This window comes from Micromonospora sp. NPDC093277 (assembly GCF_044765245.1).
Lineage (GTDB): Bacteria > Actinomycetota > Actinomycetes > Mycobacteriales > Micromonosporaceae > Micromonospora.
Window position 1 is genome coordinate 649,126 of the sequence record NZ_JBIWJO010000001.1, and the last position, 16,115, is coordinate 665,240.

General features: G+C 72.1%; 11 protein-coding genes. 7 read left to right on the forward strand and 4 right to left on the reverse strand.

All coding sequences use genetic code 11. From position 1 onward, the window contains the following. The first annotated feature begins 15 nt into the window (after positions 1-15). Together ACIRG9_RS02975 and ACIRG9_RS02980 are read left to right on the forward strand one after the other, a co-directional pair. On the forward strand, positions 16-858 hold the full coding sequence (locus tag ACIRG9_RS02975; RefSeq protein WP_402850232.1) for a carbohydrate ABC transporter permease: 843 nt from the start codon (positions 16-18) through the stop codon (positions 856-858). After that, positions 852-3,308, forward strand: a complete 2,457-nt coding sequence (locus ACIRG9_RS02980) for a glycoside hydrolase family 2 protein (RefSeq protein ID WP_402850235.1) — start codon at positions 852-854, stop codon at positions 3,306-3,308. The genes ACIRG9_RS02975 and ACIRG9_RS02980 overlap by 7 nt, the downstream gene beginning before the upstream one ends. A 54-nt stretch (positions 3,309-3,362) precedes the next feature. Here the strand turns inward: ACIRG9_RS02980 and ACIRG9_RS02985 are convergent, their stop codons facing one another. Then, positions 3,363-4,085 carry a hypothetical protein gene (locus ACIRG9_RS02985; RefSeq protein WP_402849243.1) on the reverse strand — a complete coding sequence of 241 codons (723 nt, stop codon included), beginning with the start codon at positions 4,083-4,085 and terminating at the stop codon, positions 3,363-3,365. Between the two features lie 43 nt (positions 4,086-4,128). After that, positions 4,129-5,976, reverse strand: a complete 1,848-nt coding sequence (gene ilvD, locus ACIRG9_RS02990) for a dihydroxy-acid dehydratase (RefSeq protein ID WP_402849246.1) — start codon at positions 5,974-5,976, stop codon at positions 4,129-4,131. Between the two features lie 111 nt (positions 5,977-6,087). Here ilvD and ACIRG9_RS02995 point away from each other — a divergent pair, with 111 nt between their 5' ends. From ACIRG9_RS02995 to serA, 5 genes are all read left to right on the forward strand, one after another. Continuing rightward, positions 6,088-8,463 (forward strand): putative bifunctional diguanylate cyclase/phosphodiesterase, encoded by a 2,376-nt coding sequence (locus tag ACIRG9_RS02995; RefSeq protein ID WP_402849249.1) that lies wholly within the window; start codon positions 6,088-6,090, stop codon positions 8,461-8,463. A gap of 182 nt (positions 8,464-8,645) precedes the next feature. Further along, positions 8,646-10,580 carry an acetolactate synthase large subunit gene (locus ACIRG9_RS03000; RefSeq protein ID WP_402849252.1) on the forward strand — a complete coding sequence of 645 codons (1,935 nt, stop codon included), beginning with the start codon at positions 8,646-8,648 and terminating at the stop codon, positions 10,578-10,580. 170 nt (positions 10,581-10,750) lie between these two features. Next, positions 10,751-11,266: an acetolactate synthase small subunit gene (ilvN, locus tag ACIRG9_RS03005; protein ID WP_402849255.1), complete on the forward strand. Its 516-nt coding sequence runs from the start codon at positions 10,751-10,753 to the stop codon at positions 11,264-11,266. An 85-nt stretch (positions 11,267-11,351) separates the two neighbouring features. Then, complete coding sequence (gene ilvC / locus ACIRG9_RS03010) at positions 11,352-12,365, forward strand: ketol-acid reductoisomerase (RefSeq protein ID WP_402849257.1); 1,014 nt, start codon at positions 11,352-11,354, stop codon at positions 12,363-12,365. A gap of 294 nt (positions 12,366-12,659) precedes the next feature. Next, positions 12,660-14,258, forward strand: a complete 1,599-nt coding sequence (gene serA / locus ACIRG9_RS03015) for a phosphoglycerate dehydrogenase (protein ID WP_402849260.1) — start codon at positions 12,660-12,662, stop codon at positions 14,256-14,258. Positions 14,259-14,321: 63 nt separating this feature from the next. Here serA and ACIRG9_RS03020 read toward each other — a convergent pair whose 3' ends face one another. Together ACIRG9_RS03020 and ACIRG9_RS03025 are read right to left on the reverse strand one after the other, a co-directional pair. Further along, positions 14,322-14,678 (reverse strand): hypothetical protein, encoded by a 357-nt coding sequence (locus tag ACIRG9_RS03020; protein WP_402849263.1) that lies wholly within the window; start codon positions 14,676-14,678, stop codon positions 14,322-14,324. A gap of 345 nt (positions 14,679-15,023) precedes the next feature. After that, a complete protein-coding gene (locus ACIRG9_RS03025; RefSeq protein ID WP_402849266.1) occupies positions 15,024-15,896 on the reverse strand; it encodes an FAD:protein FMN transferase in 873 nt (290 codons plus the stop codon). Positions 15,897-16,115 lie beyond the last annotated feature (219 nt).

The following is a 16,115-nucleotide window of genomic DNA, read 5'->3' on the forward strand; positions in this document are numbered from 1 at the left end:
AACCGGCCGCGGCTGATGGGGCGGGCCCCGCAGGACACCGGCGCCAGCATCTGGACCTATCTGCTGCTGGCCGCGACCTTCCTGCTCGGCGCGTTCCCGCTCTACTGGATGTTCGTCATCGCCACCAGCACCGACGAGGCGCTGGCGAAGCTTCCCCCGGCGGTGGTCCCCAGTAACCAGTTCCTGATCAACCTGGACGAGGTCTTCTCCCTCCAGGACGTCTACTTCGCCGCCTCGCTGGTCAACAGCGTCATCGTGTCGACCGTGGTGACCGCCTCGGTGCTCTTCTTCTGCTCGCTGGCCGGCTTCGCCTTCGCCAAGCTGAGGTTCAAGGGCAGCAACGCGCTGATGCTCTTCGTGATACTCACCCTCACCGTGCCCAACCAGCTCGGGGTGGTCGCCCTCTACATCGTGATGGGCAAGCTCGGCTGGAACGGCACCCTGCTCGCCGTCATCGCCCCCGGTCTGGTCAGCGCCTTCGGCGTCTTCTACATGCGGCAGTTCATCGTCAACAGCGTGCCCGACGAACTGGTCGAGTCCGCCCGGGTGGACGGTGCCACCACCATGCGGATCTACGCCAGCATCGTGCTGCCGGCGCTCCGTCCCGCCCTGGCGGTGCTCGGCCTGCTCACCTTCGTGGCCACCTGGAACGACTTCCAGTGGCCGTTGATCACGCTGGGCGGCAGCGACTTCCCGACCTCGATGGTGGCGGTCTCCGACCTGGCCAGCGGCAACTACGTGATCTACCGGCGGGTGCTGGCGGGCGCGTTCGTCGCCACCATCCCCCTGCTGGTGATGCTCTTCGTCGGCGGACGCCAGATCGTCCGCGGAATCATGGAAGGTGCGGTCAAATCGTGAGGTTGCAGGCGCTGTACGAGGGCTGGGCGCTGCGGTCCGTACCCGGTCCGCAGGTGCCGCCGGAGGTCGCCGAGGCGGCGGTGCCGGCCACCGTGCCCGGCTGCGTGCACACCGACCTACTGGCCGCCGGCCTCATCCCCGACCCCTACCTGGACGACAACGAGACGAGGCTCGGCTGGATCGGGCGTACCGACTGGGTCTACGAGACCACCTTCGAGTGGCAGCCGGGCGACACGGACCGGGTGGACCTGGCCTGCGCCGGGCTGGACACGGTCGCCACGGTGACCCTCAACGGCACCGTGCTCGGCCGTACCGAGAACCAGCACCGCGGGTACCGGTTCGACGTCGGCGCCCTGCTCCGGCCGGGAGACAACACGTTGACCGTCCGCTTCGACTCGCCGTACCGCTACGCGGAAGCGCACCGCGACCGGCTCGGTGACCGGCCCAACGCGTACCCGGAGCCGTTCAACTTCATCCGCAAGACCGCCTGCAACTTCGGCTGGGACTGGGGACCGAACCTGGTGACCGCCGGTATCTGGCAGGAGATCGGGCTGCACGCCTGGTCGACCGCCCGGCTGGCCACCGTCCGCCCGCTGGTCACCCTCTCCGGCGACACCGGCCGGGTGGAGCTGCATGTCGAGGTCGAGCGGGCGGCGGACGTACCGCTGGTCGTGCGGGCCGAGGTCGCCGGCGTCGCGGCGGAGGTCACCATCCCGGCGGGGGAGCGCACGGCCGTGGCCACGCTCACCCTCCGAGACCCCGAGCGGTGGTGGCCCGTCGGGTACGGCGAGCAGCCGCGCTACGACCTCGACGTGACCCTGCGCGCCGAGGACGGCCGGGCGCTGGACGACTGGTCCCGGCGGATCGGCTTCCGCTCGGTACGCCTCGACACCGCCCCCGACGCGCACGGCAGCGCGTTCACGCTGCACGTCAACGACGTGCCGGTCTTCGTCAGGGGCGTCAACTGGATTCCCGACGACGTGTTCCCCGACCGGGTGACCCGGCAGCGACTGGCCGGACGGTTCGCGCAGGCGGTCGGGGCGAACGTCAACCTGCTCCGGGTCTGGGGTGGCGGCCGGTACGAGTCGGACGACTTCTACGACCTGGCCGACGAACTCGGCCTGCTGGTGCAGCAGGACTTCCTCTTCGCCTGCGCCGCCTACCCCGAGGAGGAGCCGTTCCGCACCGAGCTCGAGGCCGAGGCGCGCGAGCAGGTGACCCGGCTGGCCGTCCACCCGTCGCTGGTGCTCTGGACCGGCAACAACGAGAACATCTGGGGCTGGCACGACTGGGACTGGCAGGAGCCGCTGGCCGGGCGGACCTGGGGGCGCGGCTACTACCTGGAGCTGCTGCCCCGGATCGTCGGCGAACTGGACCCGACCCGACCGTACTGGCCGGGCAGCCCGTGGTCGGGCCGCGAGGACGTGCACCCCAACGACCCGGCGCACGGCACCACGCACATCTGGGACGTCTGGAACACCGACGACTACACGAAGTACCGGGAGTACCTGCCGCGTTTCGTCGCCGAGTTCGGCTACCAGGCGCCGCCGGCGTACGCGACCCTGCGGCGGTCCATCTCGGACGAGACCCTCGCCCACGACTCGCCCGGGATGGCCCACCACCAGAAAGCGATCGACGGGGACCTGAAGCTCCAGCGCGGGTTGGACGCCCACCTGCCGGTGCCCGCCGACTTCGACGACTGGCACTACCTCACCCAGCTCAACCAGGCCCGGGCCATCCAGCTCGGCGTCGAGCACTTCCGGTCCCACCGGCCGGTCTGCATGGGCACCATCGTCTGGCAGCTCAACGACTGCTGGCCGGTCACCTCGTGGGCGGCGGTCGACGGCGACGGCCGGCGCAAGCCACTCTGGTACGCGCTGCGCCAGGCGTACGCCGACCGCCTGCTCACCGTGCAGCCCCGCGACGGCGGGCTGGCCTTGGTGGCGGTGAACGAGACCGGCCGGCCGTGGCAGGTGCCTGTCACGGTCAACCGGATCACGCTGGGCTGGGAAGTGCGGGCGAAGACCGCGCTGGAACTCGACGTCCCCGCGTACTCGTCGGCGGTGGCGGCGCTGCCGGCGGAGCTGGCGCGGCCGGACGAGGCCCGGCGGGAGCTGCTGGTCGCGGAGCCGTGGGACGCGACGGAGCGGGCGCTGTGGTTCTTCGCCGAGGACCGGGAGATCGAGTGGCCGGTGGCGGAGCTGGAGGCCACGGTCGAGCCGGTCGACGGCGGTCAACTGGTCCAGGTGACCGCCCGGACGGTGCTGCGCGACCTGACCCTGTTCCCGGACCGGCTGCACCCGTCGGCGGAGGTGAATCAGGCTCTCGTCACCCTGCTACCCGGCGATTCGGCGGCGTTCACGGTGCGCGCGGACGTCCCGCTCGACCCCGCCGCCCTCACCCGCCGCCCCGTGCTCCGCTGCGTCAACGACGTCAGGGGCCCTTTGTGAATCTTGGACAGTTGCCGTTAGCGGCGAACGGCAACTGTCCAAGATCTCGGCTGATCAGCCCTGGAGGGCGCCGAGGCCGGCGAGCAGCTCCCAGCGCTCGTCGTCGGTGAGCACCGCGTACGCGGGTGCGTCGCGGCGGTCGGTGTCGGCCTCGATCGCCGCCCGTTCCGGGCCGTCGGGCAGCGCCTTGATCTGCTCGGCGGTCAGCCCGGCGGCCCGCCACGCCGCCCGGTGTGCGTCGGCCCGGTGGTGCCGCAGCGAGCCGAGTCGGGTGGTGAGCAGCACCGCCGGTGAGGCGTCGTCCGGCTCGTACGCCGGGGCCATGGCACGGAACGCGGGCCCGCCGGTGGCCAGCCCGTGCGCCAGCACCCGGCCCACCAGCTCGGCCAGCCGGGGTATCGACGCCATGCCGGGCAGCATCGACGGGCCGGCAGACCAGCGTTCCTCGGCGGCCTCGCCGGTCGCCCGCTGCGCGAACAGCGCCAGCTCCCGGCCCAGCTCGGTGAGGTGCCAGGTGCCCTCGGCGTCCACCTTCATGAGGCCCTGGGCCAGCTCCCGGCTCATGTCACCATCGGTGTAGACCACCCCGTCGGCGAGGGCGTCGGCCGGCATCGGCCGGGCCAGCAGGCCCGAGTAGAAGCTGTTCTCGGCGCCGAGGTCCGCCCCCCGCTCCGCGTAGTACGCCTCCATCCGGGCCCGGGCCGCCCAGCGGGCAGCCACGTACACCCGGTCGATGACCGGCCGGATCCGTCGCGCGTAGCTCATCGTCGTCTCCACGACGGCGGACCCTACCGGCGTGCGGCCGTGCCGTGGGGGCGGGTTACTCCGGCACCCGGCGGTAGGCGCCGTCGCTGGCCGAGGTGGCCATCGAGGCGTACGCGCGCAGTGCCGCCGAGACCGGCCGCTGCCGGTCGGCCGGGGTGTACGGGCGGTCCCGCTTCTCCTCCTCCACCCGGCGGGCCTGGAGCACGTCGTCCGGCACGTTCAGGTCGATCGACCGGGCCGGGATGTCGATGACGATCTCGTCGCCCTCCCGCACCAGCGCGATCAGCCCGCCCGAGGCCGCCTCCGGGGAGACGTGACCGATGGAGAGCCCGGAGGTGCCGCCGGAGAACCGCCCGTCGGTGAGCAGCGCGCACGATCGGCCCAGCCCACGGCCCTTGAGGAACGAGGTGGGGTAGAGCATCTCCTGCATGCCGGGGCCGCCCTTCGGGCCCTCGTACCGGATCACCACCACGTCCCCCGGGACGATCTCCTTGGCCAGGATCGCCGACACCGCCTCGTCCTGCGATTCGTAGACCTTGGCCGGGCCGCGGAAGGTCAGGCACTCCTCGGGCACCCCGGCGGTCTTCACCACGCAGCCGTCCGGGGCCAGGTTGCCGTGCAGGATGGCGAGTCCGCCGTCGGCGGAGTAGGCGTGCTCCCGGTCCCGTACGCAGCCGCCGGCCGCGTCGGTGTCCAGGGACGACCAGCGGTTGGTGGTGGAGAACGGCTCGGTGGTGCGCACCCCGCCCGGGGCGGCGTGGAACAGCTCGACCGCCTCCGGCGTGGCCGAGCCGCCCCGCACGTCCCAGTCGGCCAGCCACTGCGCCAGGCTGGGCGAGTGCACCGCGTGCACGTCGCGGTTGAGCAGGCCGGCCCGGTCCATCTCGCCGAGGATGGCCGGGATGCCGCCGGCCCGGTGCACGTCCTCCATGTGGTACTGCGGCGAGTTCGGCGCGACCTTCGCGAGGCAGGGCACCCGGCGGGAGATCGCGTCGATGTCGGCCACGCCGAAGTCCAGCTCCGCCTCGCGGGCGGCGGCGAGCAGGTGCAGCACCGTGTTGGTCGAGCCGCCCATGGCCACGTCGAGCGCCACGGCGTTCTCGAAGGCGGCCCGGTTGGCGATCGAGCGGGGGAGCACCGAGGCGTCGTCGGCGTCGTACCAGCGCTTGGCGATCGCGACGGCGGTGCGGCCGGCCTCGACGAAGAGCGACCGGCGGGCGGCGTGGGTGGCCAGGGTCGACCCGTTGCCGGGCAGCGCCAGGCCGATCGCCTCGGTGAGGCAGTTCATCGAGTTGGCGGTGAACATGCCGGAGCAGGAACCGCAGGTCGGGCAGGCCGAACGCTCGATCTGGTCGAGCTGGTCGTCGGTGACCGCCTCGTTCGACGAGGCGACCATCGCGTCGACCAGGTCGATCTTGGAGTGCACGATCCCCTCGATCGCCACCGTCTTGCCGGCCTCCATCGGGCCACCGGAGACGAAGACGGTCGGGATGTTGAGCCGCAGCGCGGCCAGCAGCATGCCCGGAGTGATCTTGTCGCAGTTGGAGATGCAGACCAGGACGTCCGCGCAGTGCGCGTTGACCATGTATTCCACCGCGTCGGCGATCAGCTCGCGGCTGGGCAGCGAGTAGAGCATGCCACCGTGGCCCATGGCGATGCCGTCGTCCACGGCGATGGTGTTGAACTCCCGGCCCACCCCGCCGGCCTCGGCCACCGCGTCGGCCACCAGGCCGCCGAGGTCCTTGAGGTGTACGTGACCGGGCACGAACTGGGTGAAACTGTTGGCGATGGCGACGATCGGCTTGCCGAAGTCGTCGTCGGTCATCCCGGTGGCCCGCCACAGGGCTCGGGCGCCCGCCATCGTCCGACCGTGCGTGGAGGTCCTCGACCGCAGCTCAGGCATGGCTACCAGTGTGGCACCGCCAACCCGGCGAACCCCGGGCGCGCAGGTCGTGTCCCAACAGTTGCACACCCGGTACCCCTCGGCGTGCGCGTATCCGGCAAAGTTGACGTCGTGCATTCGACCCCGGGCGTGGTCACCGTTGTGGCGTTGAGCGGGCTTGCCGCCGCCGGCGCCACCGCGCTGCTCGCCGCCTCGGCCCGCCGCCGGGTCGGATCCCACCGGCAGACCCACGTGCTGCTCGCCGTGGCCGCCGGGATCGCGCTGATCAGCCTCGTCGCCGGGGTCATCGCCGTGCTGGCCGCCGACGACTGGGCCCACCGGGAAGGGCAACGCACCGGCTGGGCGACGTTCGTCTCGGCGGGCGGCACGCTCAGCGGGCTCGCGCTCGGCGCCGCCCTGCTCCGCCTGCCCGGCGCCGCGGCAACCCGGGCCGCCACCGCCCGGCTGCTGCTCGACGGCGTGATCATTGCGAGCGCGCTCTGGTTCGTCGGCTGGGTGGTCCTCTCCGAGCCGACCCGGCTGCTCGGCGCGTTCACCCCGGTCGCCGACGTGCCCATCGTGCTGGCCACGGTGAGCGCGGCACTCACCGCCGGGCTGATCCTGATCATGGTGCTCCGGGCCGCTCCGCCACGCGGGCGGCTGATCCTGCTCGGCGTCGGGGCGACCGGGGTGACCGGCGGCGGGCTGGGGCTGTCCGCCGGGCTCTGCCAGGCCGGCCCGGCACTGGCCCTCACCGGTGCCGCGGCGCTGGCCGCCGGACTGCTGGCCGTCGCCGCCGCGGTCCACCGGGTCGACCTGCCCGGTCAGGTCGACGTCGACCTGATCCGCCGCGACGGCGAGTACGCCTTCGCACCGATGTTCGCCATGGCCGCCTCGGCGATGTACCACCTGAGCCAGGGCGGCGGGTTCGACGCCTTCGGCATCGTCGCCGGCAGCGTCGAGGGGTTCGCCCTGGTGGCCCGGCAGTACCTGGCCCTGAACGACGTCCGGGGCTACGCCGGCCGGCTGGCCGCCCGGGAGGCCCACTTCCGCGAGCTGGCGCACACCGACCCGCTCACCGGCCTGGCCAATCGGCGCGGGCTGCTGCGCGAACTGCACCGCTGCGCCGACGCCCGGGTGCCCTGCGTCCTGCTCGGGTTGGACCTGGACGGCTTCAAGAACGTCAACGACATGCGGGGGCACGACGTCGGCGACGCGGTGCTGGCCGAGGTCGGCCGGCGACTGCGCGGCAACCTGCGCCCGGGTGACCTGGCGGCCCGGCTGGGCGGTGACGAGTTCGCGGTGCTGATGCACGGCGCGAGCGACGCCGAACCGGTCGCGGAACGGCTGCTCGGGGTGCTCGGCCGCCCCTACGAGGAGGCGGACGTGCCGGTCTTCCTCTCGGTCAGCATCGGGGTGGCCGGCAACCACGGGGAGACCGACGTCGCGCTGCTGCTGCGCAACGCCGACCTCGCCCTGCGCTATGCCAAGCAGCGGGGCAAGAACCGCATCGAGCGCTACGACGCCGCGTACGACCAACTGCTGCGCCGGCGCACCGTGCTGGAGCACGAGCTGCGCGGCGCGATCGAGCGGGACGAGCTGCGGCTGGCGTTCCAGCCGGTGGCCTCGCTGCCGTCGGTGCGTCCGGTCGGCGCCGAGGCGCTGCTCCGCTGGCACCACCCCGAGCTGGGCAACGTCCGCCCGGACGAGTTCATCCCGCTCGCCGAGGAGTGCGGGATGATCTCCAAGCTGGGCGCCTGGGTGCTGCACCAGGCCTGCTACCAGCTCTCCCGGTGGCTGGCCGACGGGCACGACGTCTGGGTGTCGGTGAACGTCTCGCCGCGCGAGCTGCACGCCCCGGAGTACGTGGGCCAGGTCGCCGACGCGCTGCGCGCCCACCACGTACCGCCCCAGCGGCTGGTGCTGGAGGTCACCGAGCACGCCGTCGCCACCGACCTGGACGAGCTGATCCGCCGGCTGGCCGCGCTGCGTCTCACCGGGGTACGCATCGCGCTGGACGACTTCGGCACGGGCTACTCCTCGCTGGGGCAGCTGCGCCGGCTGCCGATCGACATTCTGAAGATCGACCACAGCCTGGTCGCCGAGCACGAGCCGGTCCGGCCGGTCGGCAGGGACGGTCCGGCGTTCGCCCCGATGGTGGACATCGTGATGCGCCTCGGGCACCACTTCGGGCTGGAGGTGATCGCCGAGGGCGTCACCAACCCCACCGAGTTGGCCGCGGTGGTGGCCGCCGGCTGCCGCTTCGGTCAGGGCGCACTGTTCGGCTGGGGGGTGCCGGCCGAGCACCTGGAGGCGATGTTGGAGGCGGCCACCTCGCCGGGCGCGCGTCCCAGCCCGGCGGCGCCGGTGCCGGCGCCACGTCCCCCGAACGAGGGATCTTCGCAGGTGGGATCGGCCGCGGAGGGCGTGCCGCAGCGGGACACGCCGGCATCCGTTAACCAGAATGTGGGATCAGTTGACTCATCGCGTGAGATGCGTCAGGCTTAGCCACATGTCGTCGAACCGGTCGCTGCGAGTACTTACCTGAGCGCACTCTCCTCTGCTTGAGAGTGCGCTGGCCCCGTGCATCTGCACGTGGGCCGTTTTTGTTGCCATCGGACCATCGCCGGGACGCCCGCGTTCCATCCTGAGAAGCGCATCACCCACTCCAGCAAAAGGCTTGAACCGCCATGACCAGACCCACGCCAGAGACCCTCGCCCACTCCGTCCGGCGAGCCCGCACGGCCACCGAGCCGGCCGGCGCCGCCGACAACGCCTCGACCCCCCGCAACGGGTCCGTCCCGGCCGAGCCGACCGTACGCGGAACGGACACCCCGACCGGCGCGGACGGAACCACCGCGACCGAACGGCGGCCCGGCCCGGCGCAGGTCTCCGGCGCCGGATCGCTGGTGCGGTCGCTCGAGGCCCTCGGCGTCGACGTCGTCTTCGGCATCCCGGGCGGCGCGATCCTGCCGGCCTACGACCCGCTCTACGACTCCACCGTCCGGCACATCCTGGTCCGCCACGAGCAGGGCGCCGGGCACGCCGCCACCGGATATGCCCAGGCCACCGGAAAGGTCGGGGTCTGCATGGCCACCTCCGGCCCGGGCGCGACCAACCTGGTCACCCCGATCGCCGACGCATACATGGACTCGGTGCCGATCGTGGCGATCACCGGCCAGGTCGCCCGGCCGGCGATCGGCACGGACGCCTTCCAGGAGGCGGACATCCAGGGCATCACCCTGCCGATCACGAAGCACAACTTCCTGGTGCAGACGGCCGAGGAGATCCCGCAGGTGCTGGCCGAGGCGTTCCACCTGGCCGCGACCGGCCGGCCGGGCCCGGTCCTGGTGGACATCCCCAAGGACGTCCTGCAGGCCCAGACCACCTTCTCCTGGCCGCCCACCCTCGACCTGCCCGGCTACCGGCCGACCCTGCACCCGCACGGCAAGCAGATCCGCGAGGCGGCCCGGCTGATGACCAGCGCCCGCCGTCCGGTGCTCTACGTCGGCGGCGGCGTGCTCAAGGCCGGCGCCACCGACGGGCTGCGCCGGCTGGCCGAGCTGACCGGCATCCCGGTGGTCAGCACGCTGATGGCGCTCGGCGCGTTCCCCGACTCACACCGGCAGCACCTGGGCATGCCCGGCATGCACGGCACCGTCGCCGCCGTGTACGGCCTGCAGAAGGCCGACCTGATCGTGGCCCTCGGGGCCCGCTTCGACGATCGGGTCACCGGCAAGCTGGACTCGTTCGCGCCGGACGCCACCGTCGTGCACGCGGACATCGACCCCGCCGAGATAGGGAAGAACCGGCACGCGGACGTGCCGATCGTCGGCGACGCCCGGCACGTGATCGACGAGCTGATCGCCGCGGTCACCGCCGAGCGGGCGGCCCGGCCGGCCGCCGACCTCGGCGACTGGTGGACCCAGCTCGACGACCTGCGCGAGCGCTACCCGCTCGGCTACGAGGAGCCGGCCGACGGCACCCTCCCCCCGCAGTACGTGATCAAGCGGCTGGGCGAGATCGTCGGCCCGGACGCGATCTACGTGGCCGGCGTCGGCCAGCACCAGATGTGGGCCAGCCAGTTCATCTCGTACGAGAAGCCGCACACCTGGCTCAACTCCGGCGGCCTCGGCACGATGGGCTACGCCGTTCCGGCGGCGATGGGCGCCAAGGTCGGCCAGCCGGACACCCCGGTCTGGGCGGTGGACGGCGACGGCTGCTTCCAGATGACCAACCAGGAGCTGGCCACCTGCGCGCTGGAGGGCATCCCGATCAAGGTCGCCGTGATCAACAACGGCAACCTGGGCATGGTCCGGCAGTGGCAGACCCTGTTCTACGGGGAGCGCTACTCCAACACCGAGCTGGGCACCCACAAGCACCGCATCCCGGATTTCGTCAAGCTCGCCGAGGCGCTCGGTTGCGTCGGTCTGCGCTGCGAGACCGCCGCCGACGTGGACAAGACCATCGCGGCGGCGATGGCGATCAATGACGCCCCGGTGGTCATCGACTTCGTGGTCGGCAAGGACGCCATGGTCTGGCCGATGGTCGCCGCCGGCACCAGCAACGACGAGATCATGTTCGCCCGGGGCGTCCGCCCCGCCTTCGACGAGGACGAGCTCTAGTCATGACCGAGCGCAGCGAGGGCCATGTGGGCATGACGAGGAAGGCTGTGTCATGACCGAACGCACCGAGCGCAGCGAGGGCCATGTGGGCATGACGAGGAAGGCTGTGTCATGACCGAACGCACCGAGCGCAGCGAGGGCCATGAGGGCATGACGAGGAAGGTAATGCCATGACCATGCACACCCTGTCCGTGCTCGTGGAGAACAAGCCGGGTGTCCTGGCGCGGGTCTCCGGGCTGTTCTCCCGGCGGGGCTTCAACATCGACAGTCTCGCCGTCGGGGAGACCGAGAACCCGGACGTCTCCCGGATCACCATCGTGGTCAACGCCGAGTCGTCCCCGCTGGAGCAGGTGACCAAGCAGCTCAACAAGCTGGTCAACGTACTCAAGATCGTCGAGCTGGACCCGCAGGTCTCGGTGGCCCGGGAGCTGCTGCTGGTGAAGGTCCGCGCGGACCGCAGCGCCCGCGCCCAGGTGCTGGAGACGGTGAACCTGTTCCGCGCCCGGGTGGTCGACGTCGCCCCGGACACCCTGACCATCGAGGCCACCGGGACCCCCGACAAGCTCGACGCGCTGCTGCGTGACCTCGAACCCCTCGGCATCAAGGAGATGGTGCAGTCCGGCACGGTGGCGATCGGGCGCGGCTCGCGTTCGATCACCGCCGGTCCCGCGCTGCGTGCCGCCTGACCCGCCCCGACCGGCGCCCGAGCGCCGCATCCACCGCACAAATCCACGACGGGCCGCCGGGCACCGCCGTACGAAAGGGAAGTCAATGAGCGTTGAGGTGTACTACGACGACGACGCCGACCTGGGCCTGATCCAGGCCCGCAAGGTCGCGGTGATCGGGTACGGCAGCCAGGGCCACGCCCACGCGCTGTCGCTGCGCGACTCCGGCGTCGACGTGGTGATCGGCCTGCCCGCCGGTTCGAAGAGCCGGCCGAAGGCCGAGGAGCAGGGCCTGCGGGTGCTCACGCCGGCCGAGGCGGCGGCCGAGGCCGACGTCATCATGATCCTGGCGCCGGACACCGCCCAGCGCGGCCTGTACGCCGAGGCGATCGCCCCCAACCTGACCGCCGGCAAGGCGATCTTCTTCGGCCACGGCTTCAACATCCGGTATGGCCTGATCAACCCGCCGGCCGATGTGGACGTGGCGATGGTCGCCCCGAAGGGCCCGGGTCACCTGGTCCGCCGCCAGTACGTCGACGGCAAGGGTGTGCCCTGCCTGGTCGCTGTGGAGCAGGACGCCAGCGGCAACGCCTTCGGCCTGGCCCTGGCGTACGCGAAGGCGATCGGCGGCACCCGGGCCGGCGCGATCAAGACCACCTTCACCGAGGAGACCGAGACCGACCTCTTCGGTGAGCAGGCGGTGCTCTGCGGTGGTGCGACCGCGCTGGTGCAGACCGGTTTCGAGGTGCTCACCGAGGCTGGCTACGCCCCCGAGGTGGCCTACTTCGAGTGCCTGCACGAGCTGAAGCTCATCGTCGACCTGATGTACGAGGGCGGCATCGCCCGGATGCGTTACAGCATCTCGGACACCGCCGAGTACGGCGACCTCTCCCGCGGCCCCCGGGTCATCGACTCCCGGGTCAAGGAGGAGATGCGCAAGATCCTCGGCGAGATCCAGTCCGGCGAGTTCGCCCGCGAGTGGGTCGCCGAGGACGAGGCCGGGCGGCCGAACTTCGCCAAGTGGCGGGCTGAGGGCGCGGCGCACCCGATCGAGGAGACCGGGCAGAAGCTGCGCGCCATGATGAGCTGGGTCGACCGCCCCATCACCGAGACCGCCTGACCCCCCGGATTCAGACCGCTGAAGACGCGGCCCGCGGCCCGACGCCTTTCCGGCGTCGGGTCACGGGTCGTGCTGGCCCCTGCACTGCCCGCCCCGGTTGGTCACCTGATGAGGCCGGGTGACCGATGTGAGGGCACTCACCCCGCACTCCGGGACACGCCATCGGAACCGCGCCCTACGATCCTTCATAGGTGCGTAGCCCGCGCCTGACGGCCACGGCACGGATCAGCTCGGGGCGCAGCGCGGCGTTCCCGGCGTGCCAGGCTGACCGCATACGAGCGTCTACGAGGACCGATGAATCCTGTCGTACTGATCGCCGAAGAACTCGCCCCCGCCGCCATCGAGGTGCTCGCGCACGACTTCGACGTGCGTCACGTCGATGGCACCGACCGTCCGGCCCTGCTCTCCGCTCTCTCCGAGGCCGACGCGGTGATCGTACGCAGCGCCACGCAGATCGACGCCGAGGCTGTCGCCGCCGCGCCGCGGCTGAAGGTGGTCGCCCGGGCCGGCGTCGGCCTGGACAACGTCGAGGTGCCGGCCGCCACCGCACGGGGCGTCATGGTCGTCAACGCGCCCACCTCCAACATCGTCTCCGCCGCCGAGCAGGCCGTCGCGCTGCTGCTCGCCGTGGCCCGCAACACCGCCAGCGCCAGCGCGGCGCTCAAGGCGGGGGAGTGGAAGCGGTCCAAGTACACCGGCGTGGAGATCCAGGGCAAGACCGTCGGCGTGGTGGGGCTCGGCCGTATCGGCGTGCTCTTCGCGCAGCGCATCGCTGCCTTCGGCACTCGGCTGATCGCGTACGACCCGTACATCCAGCCGGCCCGCGCCGCGCAGCTCGGCGTCCGCCTGGTCGGGCTGGAGGAGCTGCTGCGGGAGAGCGACTTCATCTCGATCCACCTGCCCAAGACCCCGGAGACGGTCGGCCTGATCGGCGAGAAGGAGCTGGCGATCGTCAAGCCGGGCGTCCGGATCGTCAACGCCGCCCGCGGCGGGCTGGTCGACGAGCAGGCCCTGGCCGACGCGATCGCCGAGGGTCGGGTCGCCGGTGCCGGCGTCGACGTGTACGCGAAGGAGCCGTGCACCTCCTCGCCGCTGTTCGCCTTCGACAACGTGGTGGCCACCCCGCACCTGGGTGCCTCCACCAACGAGGCGCAGGACAAGGCCGGCCTGGCCGTGGCCAAGAGCGTCAAGCTGGCGCTCCAGGGCGAGTTCGTGCCGGACGCGGTGAACGTGCAGGCCGGTGGCGTGGTCGCCGAGGATGTCCGGCCGCTGCTGCCGCTGGCCGAGAAGCTCGGCCGGGCCTTCACCGCGGTGGCCGGCGGGGTGGCCGCCAGCGTCACCGTCGAGGTGCGCGGCGAGGTCGTCACGAACGACGTGTCGGTGCTCAAGCTCGCCGCCACCAAGGGGCTGTTCAGCTCGGTGGTGGAGGAGCAGGTCACCTACGTCAACGCGCCGCACCTGGCCGCCGAGCGCGGGGTCGAGGTGGCCCTGACCACGCACGCCGAGACGACCGACCACAACAACCTGGTGACCGTACGCGGTGCGCTGCCGGACGGCCGGACCGTCAGCGTCTCCGGCACGGTGACCCACGCCGGCGCCCGCGACGTCATCAAGCTGACCGAGGTGGACGGTTTCGACGTGGAGATCGGCGCGGAGGGCATCCTGGTCTTCCTGCGCTACGCCGACCGGCCGGGTGTGGTCGGCACTGTCGGCACCCTGCTCGGCGCGGCGGGGGTCAACATCGCTGCCATGCAGGTCGCCCGCCGGGAGGCCGGCGGCGAGACGCTGATGACGCTCACCGTCGACCAGGCGCTCGGCGCGGACCTGCTCAGCTCGGCCGCCGACTCGATCGGCGCGGTCGCGGCCAGCGCGGCGGACCTGCGCGACGAGTAGTCCACACGCGACTGATCGGGGGCCCGGCCGGTAGGCCGGGCCCCTCGTCGCACCGAGCCGAGGTCAGGGAGTGACGCGGGTCGGCGGTGGATAGACCGTGCCGTCCTGGGCGTCGAAGAGCATCAGGTCGTGCGTGGCGGCCAGCCGCTCGATGTCGAGCAGCACCTGGTCCTCGCAGGTCGGGACGAGGTTCATCTCGATGTGGTCGCAGGCCGTGTGCAGCGGGGCGACCTCCCACGGGGTGCCCGGACCGGCTGGGCGGTCCGGATACGAGCCGGTGATCGCCCGGTAGAAGGCGACCAGCCTCGGGTCGGGTTGCTGCTCGCGGTGCCGCCCCTCGCGGCACCGCTGCACCGCCGCCCGTACCTGGTCGGGTGTGGCCCCGGTGGGCAGGGCCCACACGCTCAGATCGAAACTCACGGCGGACACTGTGCCATTCCTGGTGGCCGTCCGTCATCCCTGCCCCCGTCACCGGGTCTTTGCCGAGCCGTCAGATTCGGCTGCGGGAAGGTCCGCTGTGGAGACCCTTGCGTCGAGTTCCGTCGATTCGCTAGCGTACCCGTGCGGTCACTGGCTGAGTTGAGACTCCGGCCCGTCTTCGGGTGGCGCGGTCGAGTGTCCGGCCCGGCGGCCCGCACCCCTCGATTGCGCGAGCCACGCGCACTCGTCGCTGACCGGCCCCCACGGTTGTTGCCGAGACGGTGGGGGCCGATCGCGGACCGCGTCCCGGTTGCGAGGGCAAGGCGACGAGGGGCGGACCGCGACCTACTGCCGACGGTCGGTGAAGAGCACGCGGTAGTCCGAGCCGTTGCGGAACCAGGCCAGCCCGGCCGGCCCGGCGGCGTACAGGGCGGTGGCGTAGGCGTCGGCCACCGCGAGGTCCGGGCCCACCACGGTGGCGGCGAGGAACTGGTCGGCCGGCTCGCCGGTGTGCGGGTCCACCACGTGTCCGCGGCGCCCGGTCACCCCGGAGGTGCCCACCGCGCCGGCCGTCATCTCCAGCATCAGCGGCGCCCGGCGCGCCTCCGTCGGATGGTGCACGGCGACCCGCCACGGACCGCCGTGGGGCGCGTGGCCGCGTACGGTCAGGTCGGCGCCGGTGAGCACGGCGTAGTCGTGGACGCCGGCCGCCCGCAGCCGGGCCGCGGCCCGCTCCACGGCCCAGCCGCCGAGCAGCCCGCCCGGGTCGAAGCCGCCCGGCACCGCCCAGGCGTCGAACCACCCGTCGGTCGCCGCCCGCATCGCGGCGCAGCGGTCCACCAGGTCGGAGAGCGGAGGGTACGACTCGGGGCTGATCTCGGCCCGGCGCAGCTTGGACACGAGGCTGTCCGGCTGGTTCGGCCCGTACGTGAGGTCGATGGCGCGCAGTTCGGCGACCGCGTCCCGTAGCGCCTCCCCGACGCCCCGTCGGCCCAGCCAGTCGGGCGCGTTGAGCAGCAGGGTGTACTCGGCGGTCGAGGTGCTGACGGTGTGCCGGACGCTGATCCGGTCGACGGCGCTGCCGCCGGCCCGGTCGAGCCGGTGGCTGTGGGTGCCGAGGCGCAGGTCGGGACGGCTGAGGACGGAGGACTGGTCGATCCATCGGTTACGCGGCTGTTCGTCAGCCCAGTGGGTCCGCCGCCGCGTGTCGATCCGCATCGCACCTGCTCCCTCGCTGACGACGCCGCAGCGCCGCGGCGAAGCCGGTCCCGGGCCCCGTCGACTCCGGTCGCCATCGATCCTAGGTAGTGGAGATGACCACACCATGAATGCCACCTGGGAGCCTCCTGAGCATCCCGAATCCCGCATACTGGAAGGGTCGTACCGGGGGGCGGGACGGCGGGTACCGTTGCGCTGACGACGAGGTGAGGAGCGCCA

Excerpts from the sequence above, each read along its gene's own strand:
- ilvC (WP_402849257.1), top strand. The coding sequence starts at position 11,352 with ATGAGCGTTGAGGTGTACTACGACGACGACGCCGACCTGGGCCTGATC.
- ilvD (WP_402849246.1), bottom strand. The coding sequence starts at position 5,976 with ATGCCTGAGCTGCGGTCGAGGACCTCCACGCACGGTCGGACGATGGCG.
- serA (WP_402849260.1), top strand. The coding sequence starts at position 12,660 with ATGAATCCTGTCGTACTGATCGCCGAAGAACTCGCCCCCGCCGCCATC.
- ilvN (WP_402849255.1), top strand. The coding sequence starts at position 10,751 with ATGACCATGCACACCCTGTCCGTGCTCGTGGAGAACAAGCCGGGTGTC.
- ACIRG9_RS03000 (WP_402849252.1), top strand. The coding sequence starts at position 8,646 with ATGACCAGACCCACGCCAGAGACCCTCGCCCACTCCGTCCGGCGAGCC.
- ACIRG9_RS02975 (WP_402850232.1), top strand. The coding sequence starts at position 16 with ATGGGGCGGGCCCCGCAGGACACCGGCGCCAGCATCTGGACCTATCTG.
- ACIRG9_RS03025 (WP_402849266.1), bottom strand. The coding sequence starts at position 15,896 with ATGCGGATCGACACGCGGCGGCGGACCCACTGGGCTGACGAACAGCCG.